This window comes from Hymenobacter tibetensis, assembly GCF_022827545.1.
Classification (GTDB): domain Bacteria; phylum Bacteroidota; class Bacteroidia; order Cytophagales; family Hymenobacteraceae; genus Hymenobacter; species Hymenobacter tibetensis.
Map to the genome: position 1 here is coordinate 3,375,247 of NZ_CP094669.1, position 18,116 is coordinate 3,393,362.

Annotated in this window: 16 protein-coding genes and 1 tRNA gene; 11 read left to right on the plus strand and 6 right to left on the minus strand. The window is 55.4% G+C overall.

Annotated features, from left to right (window positions below; all coding sequences use genetic code 11):
* Positions 1 to 244: 244 nt before the first annotated feature.
* Positions 245 to 889 (minus strand): zinc ribbon domain-containing protein, encoded by a 645-nt coding sequence (locus MTX78_RS13565; RefSeq protein WP_243795094.1) that lies wholly within the window; start codon positions 887 to 889, stop codon positions 245 to 247.
* Between the two features lie 135 nt (positions 890 to 1,024).
* Here MTX78_RS13565 and MTX78_RS13570 point away from each other — a divergent pair, with 135 nt between their 5' ends.
* The gene (locus tag MTX78_RS13570; protein ID WP_243795095.1) at positions 1,025 to 1,876 is read left to right on the plus strand and encodes a DUF481 domain-containing protein; all 852 of its coding nucleotides are present in this window, start codon (positions 1,025 to 1,027) and stop codon (positions 1,874 to 1,876) included.
* A gap of 390 nt (positions 1,877 to 2,266) precedes the next feature.
* On the opposite strand, the gene MTX78_RS13575 is transcribed toward MTX78_RS13570, so the two are convergent.
* Positions 2,267 to 2,542 (minus strand): hypothetical protein, encoded by a 276-nt coding sequence (locus MTX78_RS13575; protein ID WP_243795097.1) that lies wholly within the window; start codon positions 2,540 to 2,542, stop codon positions 2,267 to 2,269.
* A 159-nt stretch (positions 2,543 to 2,701) separates the two neighbouring features.
* Between MTX78_RS13575 and MTX78_RS13580 the strand changes: the two genes are divergently transcribed.
* The 4 genes from MTX78_RS13580 to MTX78_RS13595 all read left to right on the plus strand — a co-directional run bounded on the left by MTX78_RS13580 (position 2,702) and on the right by MTX78_RS13595 (position 5,632).
* Positions 2,702 to 3,241 carry an RNA polymerase sigma factor gene (locus MTX78_RS13580; RefSeq protein ID WP_243795099.1) on the plus strand — a complete coding sequence of 180 codons (540 nt, stop codon included), beginning with the start codon at positions 2,702 to 2,704 and terminating at the stop codon, positions 3,239 to 3,241.
* Between the two features lie 100 nt (positions 3,242 to 3,341).
* A complete protein-coding gene (locus tag MTX78_RS13585; RefSeq protein ID WP_243795101.1) occupies positions 3,342 to 3,800 on the plus strand; it encodes a hypothetical protein in 459 nt (152 codons plus the stop codon).
* A 33-nt stretch (positions 3,801 to 3,833) separates the two neighbouring features.
* Positions 3,834 to 4,313 (plus strand): Spy/CpxP family protein refolding chaperone, encoded by a 480-nt coding sequence (locus tag MTX78_RS13590; protein ID WP_243795102.1) that lies wholly within the window; start codon positions 3,834 to 3,836, stop codon positions 4,311 to 4,313.
* Positions 4,314 to 4,438: 125 nt separating this feature from the next.
* A complete protein-coding gene (locus MTX78_RS13595; protein ID WP_243795104.1) occupies positions 4,439 to 5,632 on the plus strand; it encodes an aspartate aminotransferase family protein in 1,194 nt (397 codons plus the stop codon).
* Between the two features lie 92 nt (positions 5,633 to 5,724).
* On the opposite strand, the gene MTX78_RS13600 is transcribed toward MTX78_RS13595, so the two are convergent.
* The gene (locus MTX78_RS13600; RefSeq protein ID WP_243795111.1) at positions 5,725 to 6,162 is read right to left on the minus strand and encodes a tellurite resistance TerB family protein; all 438 of its coding nucleotides are present in this window, start codon (positions 6,160 to 6,162) and stop codon (positions 5,725 to 5,727) included.
* Between the two features lie 265 nt (positions 6,163 to 6,427).
* Between MTX78_RS13600 and pfkA the strand changes: the two genes are divergently transcribed.
* Complete coding sequence (gene pfkA / locus MTX78_RS13605) at positions 6,428 to 7,399, plus strand: 6-phosphofructokinase (protein ID WP_243802886.1); 972 nt, start codon at positions 6,428 to 6,430, stop codon at positions 7,397 to 7,399.
* Positions 7,400 to 7,526: 127 nt separating this feature from the next.
* Positions 7,527 to 8,162 (plus strand): hypothetical protein, encoded by a 636-nt coding sequence (locus tag MTX78_RS13610; RefSeq protein ID WP_243795113.1) that lies wholly within the window; start codon positions 7,527 to 7,529, stop codon positions 8,160 to 8,162.
* A gap of 98 nt (positions 8,163 to 8,260) precedes the next feature.
* Here the strand turns inward: MTX78_RS13610 and miaA are convergent, their stop codons facing one another.
* Both miaA and MTX78_RS13620 read right to left on the minus strand, forming a co-directional pair.
* A complete protein-coding gene (gene miaA, locus MTX78_RS13615; RefSeq protein WP_394805616.1) occupies positions 8,261 to 9,169 on the minus strand; it encodes a tRNA (adenosine(37)-N6)-dimethylallyltransferase MiaA in 909 nt (302 codons plus the stop codon).
* Between the two features lie 35 nt (positions 9,170 to 9,204).
* Positions 9,205 to 10,335 carry a glycosyltransferase gene (locus tag MTX78_RS13620; protein ID WP_243795116.1) on the minus strand — a complete coding sequence of 377 codons (1,131 nt, stop codon included), beginning with the start codon at positions 10,333 to 10,335 and terminating at the stop codon, positions 9,205 to 9,207.
* Between the two features lie 137 nt (positions 10,336 to 10,472).
* Between MTX78_RS13620 and MTX78_RS13625 the strand changes: the two genes are divergently transcribed.
* The 4 genes from MTX78_RS13625 to MTX78_RS13640 all read left to right on the plus strand — a co-directional run bounded on the left by MTX78_RS13625 (position 10,473) and on the right by MTX78_RS13640 (position 17,715).
* Complete coding sequence (locus MTX78_RS13625) at positions 10,473 to 14,543, plus strand: PAS domain S-box protein (protein WP_243795118.1); 4,071 nt, start codon at positions 10,473 to 10,475, stop codon at positions 14,541 to 14,543.
* A gap of 73 nt (positions 14,544 to 14,616) precedes the next feature.
* Positions 14,617 to 14,994, plus strand: a complete 378-nt coding sequence (locus MTX78_RS13630; RefSeq protein WP_243795120.1) for a response regulator — start codon at positions 14,617 to 14,619, stop codon at positions 14,992 to 14,994.
* 107 nt (positions 14,995 to 15,101) lie between these two features.
* Entirely contained in the window at positions 15,102 to 15,869 is a 768-nt protein-coding gene (locus MTX78_RS13635) for an MBL fold metallo-hydrolase (RefSeq protein ID WP_243795122.1), read from the plus strand.
* Positions 15,870 to 16,098: 229 nt separating this feature from the next.
* A complete protein-coding gene (locus tag MTX78_RS13640; RefSeq protein WP_243795124.1) occupies positions 16,099 to 17,715 on the plus strand; it encodes an NFACT RNA binding domain-containing protein in 1,617 nt (538 codons plus the stop codon).
* Positions 17,716 to 17,775: 60 nt separating this feature from the next.
* Here the strand turns inward: MTX78_RS13640 and MTX78_RS13645 are convergent.
* Positions 17,776 to 17,857: transfer RNA gene (locus MTX78_RS13645), tRNA-Leu, on the minus strand.
* Positions 17,858 to 18,116 lie beyond the last annotated feature (259 nt).

Genomic DNA, 18,116 nt, shown 5'->3' on the forward strand with positions numbered 1-18,116 from the left:
AGCTAGGGGTGCCTGGCAGTATACTCTTACGCTAGTTGAGCATACTAGTGCGTGGAGTACGCCACATTTCTGCTGCTGCCTGCACTACGTGGCGGATGTTGTTTCATCAGCTCGAAAGAACGAATGAATGCATACGGCACGTAGTGCAGGTGAAACGCACAATTAGAAGACTACTGTTCGCTGAGGAGCAAGCGTTGCGTCAGCTGACCCGTTGGCTCGTGTTACCAAACCAAATGGGGCGCTTTTACTGCTTGGCACCACACTCGGCGCAGAACCGCTGGTCGGCTTTCATGGTGGTACCACAATCCACGCAGAATTTCTCTTTGGCCTGCGCGACGGCCGCACTGGGCGTACCGCATTGCGGGCAGAATTTCTGCCCTGGGTTGAGTTTGGTGTTGCAGCTCTGGCACTGCACAATACCGCCCCGGTTCAGAAAGTCCAACTCTTTTGTATAATCCTGCGCCCGGGTTTTCGTGTAAATCTGCTCCCGGCCGGCCAACGCTTGCTGGGCCGCTAGCTCTTCGTGTTCGTCGGGGGCGCAATCTTCGCAGAGGCCGGCTTTCGAATTCCAGCATACATCAGGGCACACCCAGTGGCCACAGCGGGTGCACTGCTTGAAATGTTGCTTGCCCTCCAGCACCGCTTTTTCCAGCGCTTCGTCGTGCGCTTTGCCGCCTATGGCGCGCTGTACGTGGTAGGCAGCATTGCCCGCCTGATGAAACATTCCCCCAAACAAACTACCGGCGGCTGTGAGCAAACTCCCGGCAATACCTACCGCGTTGGGCTGAAACCGCGACATGTGGCCGTTACGGCACTTGTCACAGTAGAACTTAAACTGGAAGCCTTTATCAGTGGATAAGTCGTCATGATTGGCGACAAACTGAATCATGTTGCTCATGCTGGATGTATGGAAGGTGACACCCAAAAGTAGCATATCTGAATACTTGATTACACCTATCGGCCGACTAAGCACTGAATTCCTTCCGTATACTGGCGAACATCACAGGCCTTACGGTCTAGCTTCATGCGTATTTGTTACTTTCTGCTTGCTTTTTTTCTGTTTTACACCAACACTTCCACGGCCCAGGTACTCCCCCCCGATACCACCATTATTCGCTATGCGGGGCAGCTTACGGGCCAATACACCTCCGGGGGCGTGAACCGGACCTTACTGGCTACCACCCACACCCTCACGCTGTTGCGCGGCCAGCATTTCGGAGCCCCCGTTACGGGCAGCTTCACCTACGGCAGACAAGACGGCTTGCTTAAGGAGCGGGAGTTGCTCTTTAACGCCACTCCTTACTACTGGCTCGGCCATTTCCGGGCCTATGGCATCGGGGGGTACGAGCAAAGCAATCTGCGCGGCATAAACCAGCGCATTCAGTTGGGCCTTGGTCCTGGTTGGGCCTTCTACACCGACTCGCTGGGGCGGGAAGTGTCGGTGAGCAACCTGTTTATCCGCGAAGCAACCTACTTTCAGGATGGCAGCCAACGCATTGTGTCGCGTAGTTCGTTGCGGCTACGGTTGGTGTACAACCAGGGCGTGTTCTCGCTTCATTCCACCACGTTCTATCAACCCAACCTGAGCGGTTTCGCCGACTACCGCATCAACCAGCTTTCCACGCTGGCGTTGCGGTTCACGGCTCGCTTTGCCATTACGGCCTCTTACACCTATACCTACGAGAGCCGCGTGCTGGAAGGCAAACCCAACGACAACACCAACCTGACTGTGGGCGTGGCCTTTAGCACCAAGCAAGTGCAGCCACCTATTTCCACCACTGCTCTGACTCCTGCTTTCGAGCAGCCAAGTTGTGCTCAACCCATGCGCTGCGGTACGACTGCCACCCATGGCTTACGTAGTTGTCGGCGGGGCTAAACTCCCCCACTCCCTGATCTAAGTCGCCACAGTTCGGAATACGGTAGTCGCCCCAATTGCTGCGCTTCACAAGCTCGCTCTTATAAGATTTCCACGTGCCAACGTATTGATTATTACAGAATCCGTCGGAATAGTTGTTGCTATCATCGTACCGTATCCTTATAGTGCGGTCCAGATACCAGTTGGTGCGCAACACTCCTTGGAAAGTACCGGCGCCAGACAGGCCTACAGGTTCGTGTAGCTTGTATTCGGCCAGTGCCAAGCCAGCTTTTACTGCTGGTACAGAAGCCCCATCTAAGCCAACAGGCAGAGCCGCGGCTTCCCGGACATCGAGTAGGGTAAACGTTCCGCGAAACGGCAGCACATTTTCTCCCACCTTCGACTTTCCGGTCACCAGGTAGCGCCCGGCTGCTGAGGGTCTGGCCGCACTGTCAGCAGCTTTATGCGCAGACGTTGATAGTTGCCTCCGATAAAACCGTACACATTTTCATTGTTGGTTTTCAGCCAGAGAGCCGAGAAGTCGTAGCGTTTGTACCTGTTGATGAGTTCAACTGGTTTCAACTTCTTATCAGCAAGAACAGCTAGCCGGTATTGCGCACTTTCCGGCGGCAGCGTCACTGGTGCAGCCGCAAGCATAACCACCATCATGGCAGCTCTCGTTTTCAAGCCAGGAAACAGCATAAAGTACAGACTGGTAGACTTCAACGTTAAATGTAACAGGCCGTGGCCGACTCCCACACCGCATTTCTCTGGCTCCTCATTAAACCCTACCCTGCTGGCTGCCTCTAACCCGCTACATCCGCCGCTCTAATCTACCTTTCCTGCTTGGAAGACCAGGACATACTCGCCAAGTTTGCCGATCCGGCCGCGCGCAACGTGGCATTCAACCAACTGGTGCGCAAGTACCAGACAAAAGTGTACTGGCATATCCGCAAGATGGTGGTTGACCACGACGACGCCGACGACCTCACGCAGGATGTGTTTGTGAAAGTGTGGAAGCACCTCGAGAACTTCCGGCAGGATGCCTCCCTCTACACCTGGATTTACCGCATTGCCACCAACGAATGCCTGAGCTTTCTGGCCAGCAAGCGGCGCAAGTTTTTCCTGCCTCTCAACGACGTGGGCGCCGAACTAGCCGCCAAAATGGAAGCCGACCCCAGCGTAGCAGGCGACGATATTGAGCTACGGCTGCAGAAAGCCATCCTCAAGTTGCCCGACAAACAACGCTTGGTTTTCAACCTACGCTACTACGATGAGATGCCCTACGAGCAAATGGCCGAAGTGACGGGCACCAGCGTAGGCGCTTTAAAAGCTTCCTATCATCACGCCGCCAAAAAAATAGAGCAGTTCATCAACGACCAATGATTCTCGCCTACTGGCAGGCCCAATAACTAGGACTCTAAATAAAGATGCGAGAAGCAAGAACCTCTTTAAACCTGAAGGCCTTACGTGCCTCTAAAGCAGTATGAAAACACCCTTCCGTCTGGACGACCATCCTCGCCGGCCGCAGCCCCTGGCAGCGCCCCCCGACGGTTACTTCGACCAGTTGCCTTCTCGCGTTATGCAACGGGTACAGCCCCTCGCCGACGACGCTACCCGGCCTGGCTTGCACTGGCTAGCCACGTTGTCGGCGCCGTTGCGCACCACGTTGGCTGCCAGTGTGGTGTTGGGCGGCTTTGTGGGCTCCTTTCTCTTAAGTGATGCTTCAACTCCTGCCGCTGGTAGTTCTAGTGCTGCTACCTTGGCCGCAGTATCACACACCGAAATGATAGAATATTTGCTAGCCAACGAGCGGGTGACCCTCACTGATCTGGCCGAATTGCCCAGCACAGCGCATCCTCTTCCCGAAACGTACCTGCGAGCCTCCCCATCAGAGCTGCAGGAAGCGTTGGATGCTCAACCCGCCGAGGAAACCTATCTGTAACCGTTTTTTGTCACCGCTTTACCTGTTACCCACATGAAATTTCTGTTCTGTAGTTTGCTGATGTTCAGCTTACTGGCAGTCACTCCGGTAGTGGCCCAACCTAGCCCCGGTGGACGGCAAGGCCGCATGAGCCAGCTCGAAAACGCCAAGATTGCCTACATCACCGAGAAAGTTTCGTTGACTCAAGACCAAGCCCAACGCTTTTGGCCCGTCTACAACGAATTTTCCTCTAAGCGCCGCGACCTCAACCACCGCATGCGCGAACTTCGCACCAGCGACCAGGATGCCCTTTCCGATGACCAAATCAAGGACAACCTAACGCAAGCCCTAGCCATGCGCCAGCAAGAGGTGAATCTAGAGAAAGAGTACTTCAACAAGTTTCAGAAAGTGCTCAGTATTCGGCAGGTAGGCAAGTTGTTTCAGGCCGAGCGTCAGTTCACCAAAGAAGTGCTCAAGCGCGTAACCGACCGACGTGGCGGGCCACCAAGTGCTGGCGCAGGAGCCGCCGACTAATACTACGTAACCTACCATTGCATGAAAGGCTGCCTATTGGCAGCCTTTTGTTTTTTGTGTGGCCCAGAGTAGCACGCAAGCCACAAGAACTCTGTTGGGTGTTCTTGCACCCGTACCTTTGCGTTATGCTTACTCCTCGCCAGCTTTTCCTGCGCCACCAAGCTCAAACTTCCGACTTTCCATTGCTCGTTGAAATCGAACGAGCTGAGGGAGTGTATATGTACGGCCCGGAAGGGCAGCGTTACCTTGATGTCATTTCCGGCATCGGCGTCAGCAACGTAGGGCACCGCCACCCTCGCGTTATCGAGGCCATTAAAGACCAGCTCGACAAGTACTTACACTTAATGGTGTACGGCGAATTCGTGCAGGCCCCGCCCGCTCAGCTGGCGCATGCCCTACACGAAACTCTCCCCGCCCACCTCGACAACGTGTACTTCACCAACTCAGGCACAGAGGCCATTGAGGGAGCCTTGAAGCTGGCCAAACGCTACACCGGCCGCACTGGCTTCGTGTCGTGCCAGAACGCGTACCATGGCTCCACGCACGGCGCGCTGAGCATCACCGGCTCCGAAGGCTTCAAGAACAGCTACCGCCCGCTGCTGCCCGACGTACGCCACATTCGTTTCAATCAGCTTGCGGATCTAAAGCTGATTGACGAGCATACAGCCGCCGTTGTCGTTGAAACGGTGCAGGGTGAGGCGGGGGTGCGCGTGCCAGAACCGGGCTATCTGCCAGCCTTGCGTCGGCGCTGCACCGAGGTTGGCGCCTTGCTGATACTAGATGAAATTCAGTGCGGCTTCGGGCGGACGGGTACTTTCTGGGCGTTCGAGCAGTTCGACGTTACACCTGATATCTTGGTGTGTGCTAAGGGCATGGGCGGTGGTATGCCCATCGGGGCCTTTATTTCCTCCCAGGAAATTATGGCCGGCTTGAAAACGAACCCCATTCTGGGGCACTGCACCACGTTCGGTGGCCACCCGGTGTCGTGTGCGGCTTCGTTGGCAACGCTACGGGTATTGCAGGAAGAAAACCTGCTAGCGGGTGTGGCCGAAAAAGCCACTCGTTTTCGGCGGCAGCTCGTGCATCCAGCCATCCGCGATGTGCGAGGGTGTGGGTTGCTCATGGCTGTAGAGTTCGACTCGTTTGATGTGCTCAAACCCATCATCGACCGCGCCCTCTGGCACGAGGGCGTCCTAACCGACTGGTTTTTGTTCTGCGACAATTCGTTGCGCTTGGCTCCTCCTCTGATTATCACCAACGACGAAATTGACGAGGCCTGTGCCGCCTTGCTTCGGGCCATAACGTTTGTGTGCGGATAGCACTCCCCCAACAAGAAACCGCCCTTCCTGGCTTGCTCTTCTCATCGAAGACATGCCAAGAAGGGCGGTTTGTTTTTTAGGTGGTATAGCGGCTAGCCGCAGGCAGTTTTCAAAAAGGCTTGGGTTTCGTCCTTGATGTCTCCTCTTTCTCGGCCATCTTTCACGCCTTGCGAAATCTTTTTTACGAGCAGACCCACAATATCTTTTCGGAAGCCGAGCTTCTCGGCCATGATGGTGCAAAAGTCCATTTCGCTGTCGTCCACGATGCCGTCGGCTAACATCATGTCCACCATGTCGAATATTTGATCGAAGCGTTCGGAATCGTTGTCGGGTACGATCAGCTGGTTTAGGCTGCTGTTGGCCACAATGGTGCGCACTTGATCGGCGCGAATGCCATTTCTCTTGCCTACAGTCACAATGAAGCTCATTTCTCGTTCATCGAGGTGGCCATCGGCTTTGGCCAGCGCGGCCAGATTCTGGATGTGGCTTTTTACTTTCCGAGTCTGCTCATTTTCAAAAAAACCGAACATAAGGGAGGGACTATGTAAAAGAACGGGGTAAAAAGAACGGAAAAACAGAAACCGCCAGAAGGCGGCGAGTGGGAAGTTACTCGGCGATGCGCTGGATTCCAATAGGTCAGCTTACGCAACATAAAACAAAATAGTCGTATTTCAGCTAGGAAATTTCACAGCAGCTTTACAGAAAGCGAGCGGCAGTTTGCCAACGATTTACCACCTTTGCCCGTTCCGTGCGCCGGGTTTTCAACCGGACGCCTTCTGAAGCATAAGAGTTATGATGAAACGCATCGCAGTTTTCACCAGTGGCGGCGACTCGCCGGGTATGAACGCCTGCATCCGCGCCGTAGTACGTACGGCCGTGTACCATGGCATTGAAGTGTATGGCATTATGCGCGGCTACAGCGGCATGATCAAGGGCGAGTTTGTGCGGCTGGACTCCGCCTCCGTGGCCAACACCATTCAAAAAGGAGGCACTATCCTCAAATCAGCCCGTAGCCAGAAGTTTTTGACCAAGGAAGGACGCCAGCAGGCGTTCGACCAATTGGTGAACAATGGCATCGAAGGTCTTATAGCTATTGGGGGGAACGGCACCTTCACCGGAGCCACTATTTTCGAGCAGGAATTTGGCATTCCAACCGTAGGAGCGCCCGGTACCATCGACAACGACCTGTTCGGCACCGACTACACCATCGGCTACGACACGGCCGTGAATACGGCCCTAGAAGCCATCGATAAAATCCGTGACACCGCAGACTCCCACGACCGGTGCTTCTTTGTGGAGGTGATGGGCCGCGACTCCGGCTATATTGCTATTCCATGTGCTATTGGCGGAGGAGCTGAAATTGTGATGGTGCCGGAAACGCAAATGTCGACGGAGTCTGTGATTGACACGCTGCAATCCAGCTGGCAGCGCTCCAAAACCTCCTTTATTGTGATTGTGGCCGAGGGTGAAGTGGAAGGCAACGCGCAGTTGGTTGCCCAGCGCGTGAAAGAAGCTATTCCTCAGCTTGATACCCGCGTAACGGTTATTGGGCATATCCAGCGGGGCGGTGCCCCCTCGGCCGCCGACCGGATGCTGGCTTCGCAGATTGGTATTGCGGCCGTTGAAGGGCTGCTCAATGGCATGCGCAACGTCATGGCGGGCATTGTGAACCGCCAGTTGGTGTACACTCCCTTCAACGACACCATTCACAAGAAAAAACTAATCAACCAGAGCTTCATGCGCATGGTGGAGATTCTAAGCGTGTAACGCGTGTAGTTACTTAACTGCAATAAATGACGGGCGGCAACCAACTATCCAGTTGATTGCCGCCCCTTTTGTGTGCACCTGCTTTCAGCGCTTGTTGCTTTCTTGTTCTACGGCTGCCTCTTACTGCATGAAACATTCTTACGCTTTCTTCTCCCTCGGTCCGTTGTTGGCCGCCGCTGCCCTACCCGCACAAGCTCAATCAGAGCCCGGTACTGCCACGCACCGCCCGGCCTTGCTGCGCCTCGGGGTAGGCAGTTGCCTGAACGGCTCCGGCGACTACGGTGTAGTGAAAATGCACGCGGAATATGCGCCGCAATTTGGTCGGCACTTGCGGCTAGGGTCTCGGTTGGCGGTCATCAGTGGTTCAACCACCTACGATTTTGGATATGGCTATGTAGTGCCAGAATCATACAGAGCCGTGAACCTGGAGCAGGAAGTGTATTGGGTGCCCTTCGGGGTAAATAAACCGGTGGAATTTAGCGTGGGCGTGGGAGCTTTCGGCGGGTACGGCAGCTCGAAAGGTCTTCGCTATGGCGGCCTGCGGCACAATGATTACAACGGAAACCCCTTGGCCTATCCGGAGTTTGAGTACGTTTCCTTCCACAATCGTGGATTCCACGCAGGCTATATTGCTTCCTTAAACCTCGATGTAGCTATTGACCAGGCACGGACTTGGCGCGTAGGTGGGCGCTTGTCTCTGCAAAATGACACGCGGGCTACGATCCTGCCTGGCGGCCAATTCCAGATCAGCCGTGCGTGGTAGAACAGTCAAATACACTTGGCCTTCCACCCCACTTGATGCGTGGAATGTTGGAAGGACAGACTTTGGTCTGATTGAATAGCCACTACATCAGCTTCTCGCTACTTCGCCTCCACCCACTGATAGTCTGGGTCGCGGCGCAGCCACGTGAGCTGCCGCTTAGCATAGCGCCGGGTGTTGCGCTTGAGCAGGCGTACGGCTTCCGGCCAGTCGTGGAGGCCGTCGAGAAAATCGAAGATTTCCTGATACCCTACCGTTTGGAGGGCATTGTGGTGCCGGTACGGCAACAACGAGTTCACTTCTTCCAGCAGACCGGCTTCTAGCATCTGGTCTACGCGCTGGTCGATGCGGTGGTAGAGTTCCTCTCGCTCGCGCGTGAGGGCCACCTTGCTGATTCGGAACGGCCGTTGCGTGGCCAACCGGCCGGTATGAAAGCTGGAAAATGGCTGCCCAGTGGCCCGGCATATTTCCACGGCCCGCAGCACCCGCTGGGGGTTCTGCCGGTCGATGCGGCTGTGTGCTACGGGGTCCAGACGGGCCAGCTCTGCTACCAACGGCTCCAAACCCAGTGTGGCTAGCTCTAACTGAAGCTGTACCCGTATGGCCGGATCAACAGCAGGCAGCTCATCAAGCCCATCGGTAACGGCCTGCAAGTACAGCCCCGAGCCGCCCGTGAGTATTATCAGGCGGTGCTGCTTGAACAATTCATCCAGCAAGGCCAGGCAGTCAACTTCGTAACGGCCAGCATTGTACTCCTGCGTGATGCTATGCGAATCAATGAAATGGTGCGGCACCCCTTGCATTTCCTGGGGCGTCGGCTTGGCCGTGCCAATGCTCATCTCCCGGAAAAACTGCCGTGAGTCGGCCGATACTATCTCAGTGCGAAAATGCTGAGCCAGCTGGACGCAAAGCGCCGTTTTGCCCACGGCAGTAGGGCCAGCCACCACCGCCAACAGCGGCTGACTTGGGTACGCCGTCAATTCCACTTCAAGCGCGGCTATCAACTCCATTAAAGTGCTCATTGCTAGCAGAAAGTCAAGTAAGATTAGTGCGCGGGCTTCCCAAGCAAAGTGGCGTACAGGGCTAGCAGTTGCTGCTCTTCGTGCTGCCAGTTCAGCTCGTGGCGGGCACGGCGGCAGTTTTCAGCTAATTGCTGGTACCGCGCTGGCTCATCACGCAGCAGGCGGTTGAGGGCAGTTGCCAGCGTGGCAGGCGCAAGGTTGGTTACCATTTCCGCCACGTCGTACCGCTCGTTAAGGGCACGGTACTCAGGAAAATCAATAACCACTTGCGGCACACCGGCGTGCAGGTAGTCGAAGAATTTGTTGGCTAAAGAATAATAATAGCTTAAGCCTTGGTTTTCTAGCAGCATCACCCCCACCGACGCGTGCCGGGTCACGTCGCGCAGCGCGTCGGGCAGCACAAAGCCCCTGAATTCCACTTTGCCGCTCTCCAATAGGCCGAGTGCCGCTGCCCGCGCCCGCAATTCCTCTGACAAATCACCTTCGCCACATAATACCAGTCGGCCGGCTACGTGCGGCATAGCGTCCAGCAAGGCCTCAAGCCCGCGGCCCACGTTCAGTACCCCTTGGTAGAGTATATAGCCGGTGGCAGGTGCCGCTAAAGGCGGTGCGGGCAATGTCGTTTCGGTGAGGCGGCTAATATTGCGTATCACCGAAAACGGACGGCCATACCGCTGCTCGAACAGCTGGGCCAGCGCCGGGCCCACCGTGTAGGCCAACTGCGCACGCGCCACCACAAAGCGCTCCACCCATTGCCACACCCGCTGCACGGCCGGGCGCACCACCACTTCCGGTACTTCCGTGAATAGCTCGTGCGCATCGTATATCAGCGGCTGACCGCCTAGCCATGCCCGCAGCCACACCGGCATGGCGGTATCCAAATCAATGGCGCACCACGCAGAGGCGCGGCGCGGCAGCAGATACAGGAAGAGGCGCAGGTTGAATTCCAGGTAGAAAAGCTTCCCCCGCTGAAACCAACAGCGCAACCGATGCTGTTGGTAAGGTTGTGGTACTAGGGGTTGCGAATGATTCCATTGGCGCCCAATAAGCCATACGTCGTAGCCTGCCCGAGCTAAACTCCCGCAAATACGCTGCATGCGCTGATCATAGTTTAGGTCAGTCGTGACGGTAAAGTACAGGCGGGAAGCAGTCATAGAGTGGATTGCGCAACATCCGGACGATAACGGCCATGCAAAGCGCGGAGGTTCGGGATATTTTCGTCAAATTTAGGGGTTAAAACCGGCCCAGTGGGAGTTTCGTGTTTGCTCCTGTTAAGCCTCTTGTTACCCTGATGTCTCAATCCGCTGCCTCGCCTTCTACTGCTGCCGCGGCCCCGCCGACAGATTATTACCGCGCTTTGTTTGATGACGCCTACGATGCCCAACTCCTCTACAATGAGCAAGGCAACCTAGTCGACTGCAATAAGGCTGCCTTGCATCTGCTTGGGGTTAGTCGCGCCGATCTGCAAACCAATGGTCTGATGGCCCTCACTGTGCCAACCGCCATTACGGGGCAGTGGCACACCGAAGCTACGCTACGGGAGGCCATCCGATACACCGCCCGCACGGGCAAAGAAGCGGCGCGGCCTTGGCAAGCACGGCGGCCCAACCAGCGGCTGTTGTCGGCTCAGTTGATGCTGCGCCGCTTGGCGCTGCCGGATGGCGCCGTGCGCGTGCTGATGATTTTGCGCGAAAGCCTTGCTATTGGTCCGCCGCAGCCCATTGAGGCGGATATCAATGTGCAGCAGCTTGTTATCGAGCGGACGCAGACCCAGCTGCGCGACCTGCTCTCCCGCACCACGCTCAGCTACGTGCTCATCGACCGTGCGGGCTTGGTGGTGGATACCAACGACTTCTTCCTGGAGTTCACGGGGTACACGCGCGAGGAAATCGTCGGTCAACCCTACCACGACATCTTCTCGCCGCCCACCGAGCGGGAAAGCCGCTTCACCTCCTACCTGACGTGTATTCGGGAAGAGCGTTTGCAGGATTTCTATGAGCGGTCCTTGCTCACGAAGAACGGCCAGATGCGCATGGTGCACTGGCACGCCGAGTTTGCCCGTGACGCCGCCAACACCATCAACGGCATCTTCGTGGTGGGCCGCGACTTCACGGAGCGCCACGTAGCCGCCCGAGCCCTCACCGATAACCGCAATCGGCTTCAGGACTTTCTTGACAACGCCCACGACCTCATTCAGAACCTGAGCATTGACAATCGGCTTTTGTTCGTGAACAAGGCCTGGAAAGAAAAGCTCGGTTACTCCGACGAGGACTTGCCCAACCTCACTCTCTCGGATGTGGTACACCCTTATTATAAGGCCAAGTTGCTGTATCAGCTACGCAACCTGTACAAGGGCGAGAAAGTCAACAAGCTTGAAACTGTATTCCTCACTAAAACGGGCAAGCCCGTTCACCTGATCGGTTCCATTTCCTGCTCCTGGCAGGATAGTGAGCCGGTGAGCACCCGCGCTATTCTGCACGACATCACCGACCGCATCAAGGCGGAACGGCTGCAGAAAGTGTACTACAGCATTGCCAACCTGGCAATTAGCTCCAAAGACTTGCACTCGCTTTACGGGGCTATTCACCGGGAGCTAAGCAAAATCATTGAAACCAATAACTTCTTTATTGCTCTTTGCGACGAAGCTCGGACGCAGTTGCAGTTTGCGTACTTCGTCGACCAGAACTCGCCAGGCGAAGTAGGAGCGGTATCACGGCCCTTCTCCTCGGGCATGTCAGAGTACATTATCCGGACCGGCCGGCCGCAGTACATGCTGCGCAACGAGCTGGAAGAGCTTATCAGCAGTAGCACTATTACAGCTTACGGCCTGATTCCGGAGGTAATGCTTTGCTCGCCGCTTAGCATTGGGGAGCGTATCATTGGCGTGATTGCCGTGCAGGACTATCACAAGGCCGACGCCTATGCCCCAACCGACCTGGAAATTCTGCACTTTATTTCCAACCAGGTGGCTTTGGCCATTGAGCGCAAGCGCAACGAGGTTCAGATTCAAAAGCAGAACGCTCGTCTGAACGCCATTTTCGAAAGCGGCTCGCACTTGATGTGGTCCGTGGATACGCACTCTCGCCTCACATCTTTCAACCGCAATTACGCCGCCTACTTCCTGCGGCGCAACGGTGTGTACCCGGCGCCCAACGTGAACTTGTTCCAAGCCGATCTGGCCATGATGGAAGAAGATGCGCGCGAGCTATTCGTGGAGAACTACCGGCTGGCGTTCCAGGGGCAGCCACAGCGCTTCGAGGTGCGCCTGCAAGATGCGCGTGGGGCCGACTCGTGGCGTGAAATCTTCCTCAACCCCATCTACCTTGATGACGGCTCGTTCGAGGAAATTTCGGGTATTGCCCACGACATCACCGACAAAAAACGCTCGCAATTGGAGCTGGCCGCTCAGGAAGAGAAATTCCGCGCCATCTTCGAGTCGTTCCAGGACGTGTACTACCGCACCGATGAGAACGGCGTGTTGGCGCTGATCAGCCCATCGGTAGCCGATATACTGGGCTACACCCCGGAGGAAGTGATAGGTACGCTTATCTCCGACTTCTACACCTGCCCCGTAGAGAGCGACAATCTGCTGCGTACAATTCGAGAGCAAGGCAAGGCCAGCAACTTCCCCATTGAAATGCGCCACAAGCAGGGCCACGGCGTGAGCATGCTGGTAAATGCCCGCGCAGTAGGTGATGGCAACGAAGGTACGGAAGGCATCGGGCGCGACGTCACGGGCTTGAAACGCATGGAAGTGGACCTGCGCCGCGCCAAAGACGAGGCTGAATCGGCGCTGGAAGCCAAAACGCTGTTCTTGGCCAACATGAGCCACGAGCTGCGGACCCCAATGAACGGTATCATTGGTATGATTGACTTGCTGCACCAGACGGTAAGCAGTGAGGAGCAGGAAGAGTACGTTGATACGCTACGCAAGTCGAGTGATGCGCTGTTGGCTATTCTGAACGACATTCTGGACCTCTCCAAGATCCAGGCCGGCAAGCTGCAGCTCAACGAGGAGGGCATGGACCTGCACTACACGCTGGAAAAGATCCACTCGCTGTTTGCCAACCGGGCGCAGCAGAAGCGCCTCACGTTCTCTTACCATATTGCACCAAACACGCCGCGCTTTATCGTAACCGACGAAACACGGCTGCTGCAAATCCTGAGCAACCTCACCTCGAACGCCATCAAGTTTACGGCGCAGGGCACGGTCAGCATCATTGTATCCACGGACAGGCGCGAGGGCGACGAATACCGGCTGCGCATTGCCGTACAAGATTCCGGCATCGGTATTTCGATGGACAATGCCAAGCTGCTGTTCACCAACTTCACCCAGCTTGATACTACGCCCACGAAAGCATTCGGTGGTACTGGGCTTGGCCTTGCCATTAGCAAGCAATTGGCGGAACTGCTAGGCGGCGAGATTGGCGTCCTCTCCAACGAGGGCGACGGTAGCACGTTCTGGTTTACTCTGCGTTGCCGCGCGGCGCACAACGAAAACGAGATAGTGCAGGAGCGGCTGGCCTCGCGTGAGCGGGCCCCCGACATCAGCCGCTTCGACACCGCACCGCGCGTATTGCTCGTCGATGACAACCCAATCAACCTGAAAGTAGCTATCCGCCTGCTCGATAAGCTGGGCTGCGAGGTGGCAGTAGCTGATAATGGGTTTGAAGCCATTAGCAAGGCTACCGCTCCCGACGCCGAGTTCGACTTGGTGTTTATGGACATTCAAATGCCGGAGATGGATGGCGTGGCGGCCATGCAGGAAATCCGGCGGCGTTTGGGCGCGGCCTGCCCGCCTGTGGTGGCCATGACGGCTTATTCCATGAAGGAAGATGCCGAACGGTTTGTGCGCGAAGGCATGGACGACTATGTTTCCAAGCCTGTGAAAAGCCAGGATCTGCACTCGGTGCTGCGGCGCTGGGTAACTGCTGGACCGGCTATGGTGCGTGCGGGTTCCACTACGTCAGCAAGCCCGGCAATGGCTGTAGAACCAGAAAGTGCAGCCGTAATAGAGGCCCCGTTCATTGACCCGGATGTGGTGGAGCAACTCCGGCAATTGGGCGGTGCCGAGTTTGCTGCGCAGCTGTACCAAGACTTTGAAGTGGAAGTAACGCAGCTCCTCGATGACGCACAGATTATAGTTGAAAGTGGGCAGTACGAACAGATTTTACCACATTTGCACCAATTAAAGGGAACTGGCTTTACTTTAGGCCTTACTTTGTTGGCGGAATGTGCTAGAGACATCGAACATGACCTCAAAAAGGGCGACCAGAGCAACGTCAAGCAAGATTTTCAGAAGCTATTAGCTTACTTCACTCAATTCAAAACCGTATATCCGGGTGTGATGAGCAACTTGTAAGCACCCGGCTTATCCTTTTCAAATTCACTTTTCTCAACCCGAACCTTCCTACATTACTACTTTCTCTCTCCCCATGAGCGACGCGAAAACAATACTGATTGCCGAAGACAGCTCCGTTATTCTGAATCTGACCAAGAAGATTCTCGAGCTCCAGAAATACCGCATTGTGTCGGCCAAGAATGGTGGTGAAGTCCTTAAGCAAGTGGAAAGCCAGCCTATTGACTGCGTGCTGATGGATATTAACATTCCAGTGAAAGATGGTATGGAGTGCACCCGCGAAATCCGGGCCCATCATGACGAGCGGATTTCTAAAATTCCAATCATTGCTATTACGGGCAACGCCAACAACTACTCTATGGAGCAGTTCCGCGAAGCCGGCGTAACCGATTATTTACCGAAGCCGCTTGACTTTGATGCACTGGTACGCGTTGTGAAGCAGTACGTTGGGTAATTATTAAGGAGCTATAGGTTAGGAGCTAGGAGCTGGAATTCACTGAAACATAGCCGTTACAGCTGTTCCACTCGTTCTAACTCCTAGCTCCTACTTCTAGCTCTCCTATGCAAATCACCTTTCTCGGCACGGGTACGTCGCAAGGCGTACCCGTGATTGGGTGCCATTGTGCGGTATGCCGCTCTCTGGACTACCGCGACAAGCGGCTGCGGGTATCAGTTCATCTGCAAACCCAAGGCAAAAGTATCATTATTGATTCAGGGCCGGACTTTCGGCAGCAGGTACTGCGCGAACGGGTCGACCGGCTTGACGCGTTGGTGTTCACCCACGAACACAAAGACCACACGGCCGGTATGGACGACATCCGGGCCTACAATTTCAAGCAGCAGCAAGACATGCCCGTGTATGCCGAACCCCGGGTACTGGAGCAGCTGCGGCGCGAATACGCTTACATTTTCGCCGAAAACAAGTATCCGGGTGTACCCCAGGTGCAAACCATCCCCATCGTCGACGACAGCACGTCCTTTGATGTGCAGGGCGTACTCTTCCAGCCCATTCGGGCTTTACACTATAAGTTGCCGGTGTTGGGCTTTCGGGTTGGTGGGTTTGCGTACGTGACGGACGCCAATTTTCTGGAACCAGCATCGTTGGAACGAATGCGAGGCGCTGATATCATTGTGCTCAATGCGCTACGCCACGAGCCGCATATTTCCCACTTTTCACTTAGCGAGGCGGTAGCGGTACTCGAAGACCTCGCTCCTAGAAAGGCGTATCTGACGCATATCAGCCACCTGCTGGGCCGCCATCGGGAGGTGGAAGCTACCCTGCCAGATTTTATTAGGCTGGCATATGATGGGTTGCGGGTAGAGGTGTAAACCCAACATAATAAGTAGTAGCTGTTCTGAGCGGCATGGGCTCGTCTGTATTGGCTTGGTAGATATCCGGGAGCAAACATGTAACGGAGGGTATGCTTATCCACTGGAGTCTAGTGCGCTGTTGGTTACGCAAGGGCAACCCGTTGGCAAGACACTGAAGCTCAAGCCGGCAATGCCCTAAGATACCCCGATACTACCGCTTCGTTTTCGTCTTTGACTGCTCTCTTCTGTGCACAACAACTATTATTTCCTACGCCAGCTTGCCCCAGCCCTCACTCGTCAGTTAGTCGGCTATAGAGTAGTGACGTGCTTTTCACAGGAAAAGGACGAACTGGTAATAGGCTTGACCAATGGCACAGCGGAATTTTGGGTGCGGGCACAGCTTTCGGCCACTTTCACGGTGCTGGCTTTACCCGAAACCTTCCACCGGGCCCGCGCTAACTCCGTGGACCTATTGCCAGACCTGCTCGGCCAGGAAGTAGCGGACATCAGCGCACTCCCCAATGACCGGGTACTGCAGCTACGTTTCCAGAGCGGCGCGACACTGCTGTTGAAATTATACGGTCCCCGCCCGAACGCCATCTTCCGCCTCACCCCCGACTCGCCAGTCGAGTTGTTCCACCAGCGCTACACTGCCGACGCTGCTATTCAACCGCTAGTGGGTGCTGAGGGCAAGGACGTACTCTCTATCTCGGATGCTGAAAGCCCCAAAGAAACAGCTGATGCGCCCCTGCCAGCAAATCCGCTAAAGCGGTACCCTGCCCTGGCCGATTTGCCAACCCGCTACCTCCGCGCCCACGGTTACGACCCCGCTCCGCTAAGTGTTAAAGAGCAGTTAACCCAGGAGGTAATTACATTGCTCGAAAACCCTACTGCCTTCTATATAGTGGTGGTAGAAGGCCGTGCGCGCTTGAGTTTGCTACCTATAGGCGAGGTGGAACGCACTCTACCCCTCGACCCAATTGCTGCCCTACGCGTCTTTGTACCGCTAACACTAAGCCGTCGGGCGCACGAAACAGAGTTACGGCAGGTACGGCAGCTATTAGAGCGGCGCGCCGAAGAAGCAACGACCAGTGCCAGTATGGCTCGTACGCGCCTCTATGCACTAGAGCACACCGCTGGCTACCGCCAAACTGCTGACCTTATTATGGCCCATTTGAGCGTTATTCCAGCTGGCGCCAGCAGTGTGGAAATTGTGGATTTCTATCAAAACAATCAGCCCCGGATTATCAAACTGAAGCCCACTGAAACACCACAACGCACCGCCCAAAATCTTTACCGTAAAGCCAAAAACCAGCAGATTGAAACCCAGCAGCTAACAGAACGAATAGAGCGGCGAGAAACAGAAGCGTTGTGGTGCTTGGAACGGTTAGAAGAACTGGAAACCCTTCCCTCCGACCTACGCGCTTTACGCACTTGGCGCAAACAACACCAGTTAGAGCCAGAAACCAAGACCAAAACAGCCCAAGAATTGCCATTCAAGGTGTTCGAGGACGCCGGTTTCACCATCCTTGTTGGCCGCAACGCGCAGAACAACGATTTGCTTACGCAGCGCTACGCTCATAAAGATGACCTGTGGCTGCATGCCAAAGACGTGAGCGGGTCGCACGTGGTTATTCGGCACCGAGCGGGCCAGCCCGTACCCCAGCCCGTGATGGAGCACGCAGCACAGCTAGCTGCCTGGTACTCCCGCCGCCAGAACGACTCACTTTGCCCAGTTACGATTACACCCAAGAAGTTTGTGCGTAAACCCAAAGGCGCGTTGCCAGGACAAGTAGTTGTGGAACGAGAAAAGGTGGTGCTTGTGGTGCCAGTCAATCCGTTTGAACGAAACGGAACGTTATAACCGCAAATTAGGCCATTAAAAAAGCCCGCTTCGATTATCGAAGCGGGCTTTTCGTTGGAGTGCGCGCGGGGAGATTCGAACTCCCACACCCGAAGGCACCACCCCCTCAAGATGGCGTGTCTACCAGTTTCACCACGTGCGCAGATGACGGCAAGCACTCCTTTGTTCGTTGAAAACCGAAGCTTTCCGCTCTACTGAGGCGGTAGAGCGAGGACAAAAGTAGGTAGCTGAGGCGCTAGGTGCAAGCCCAGGAACGTATTTTTTGCTTTCCAATGCCCTCCAAGCGCCACGCAAAACTCTTTGCAGCCTCATTTTCAGTTGGAACCGCTACTTTCTTTGCCTTGAAAAAAATGAAAGAATTATTGAGTGAACTTCAGTAGCTAAGCATTGAAAGCCCCCGT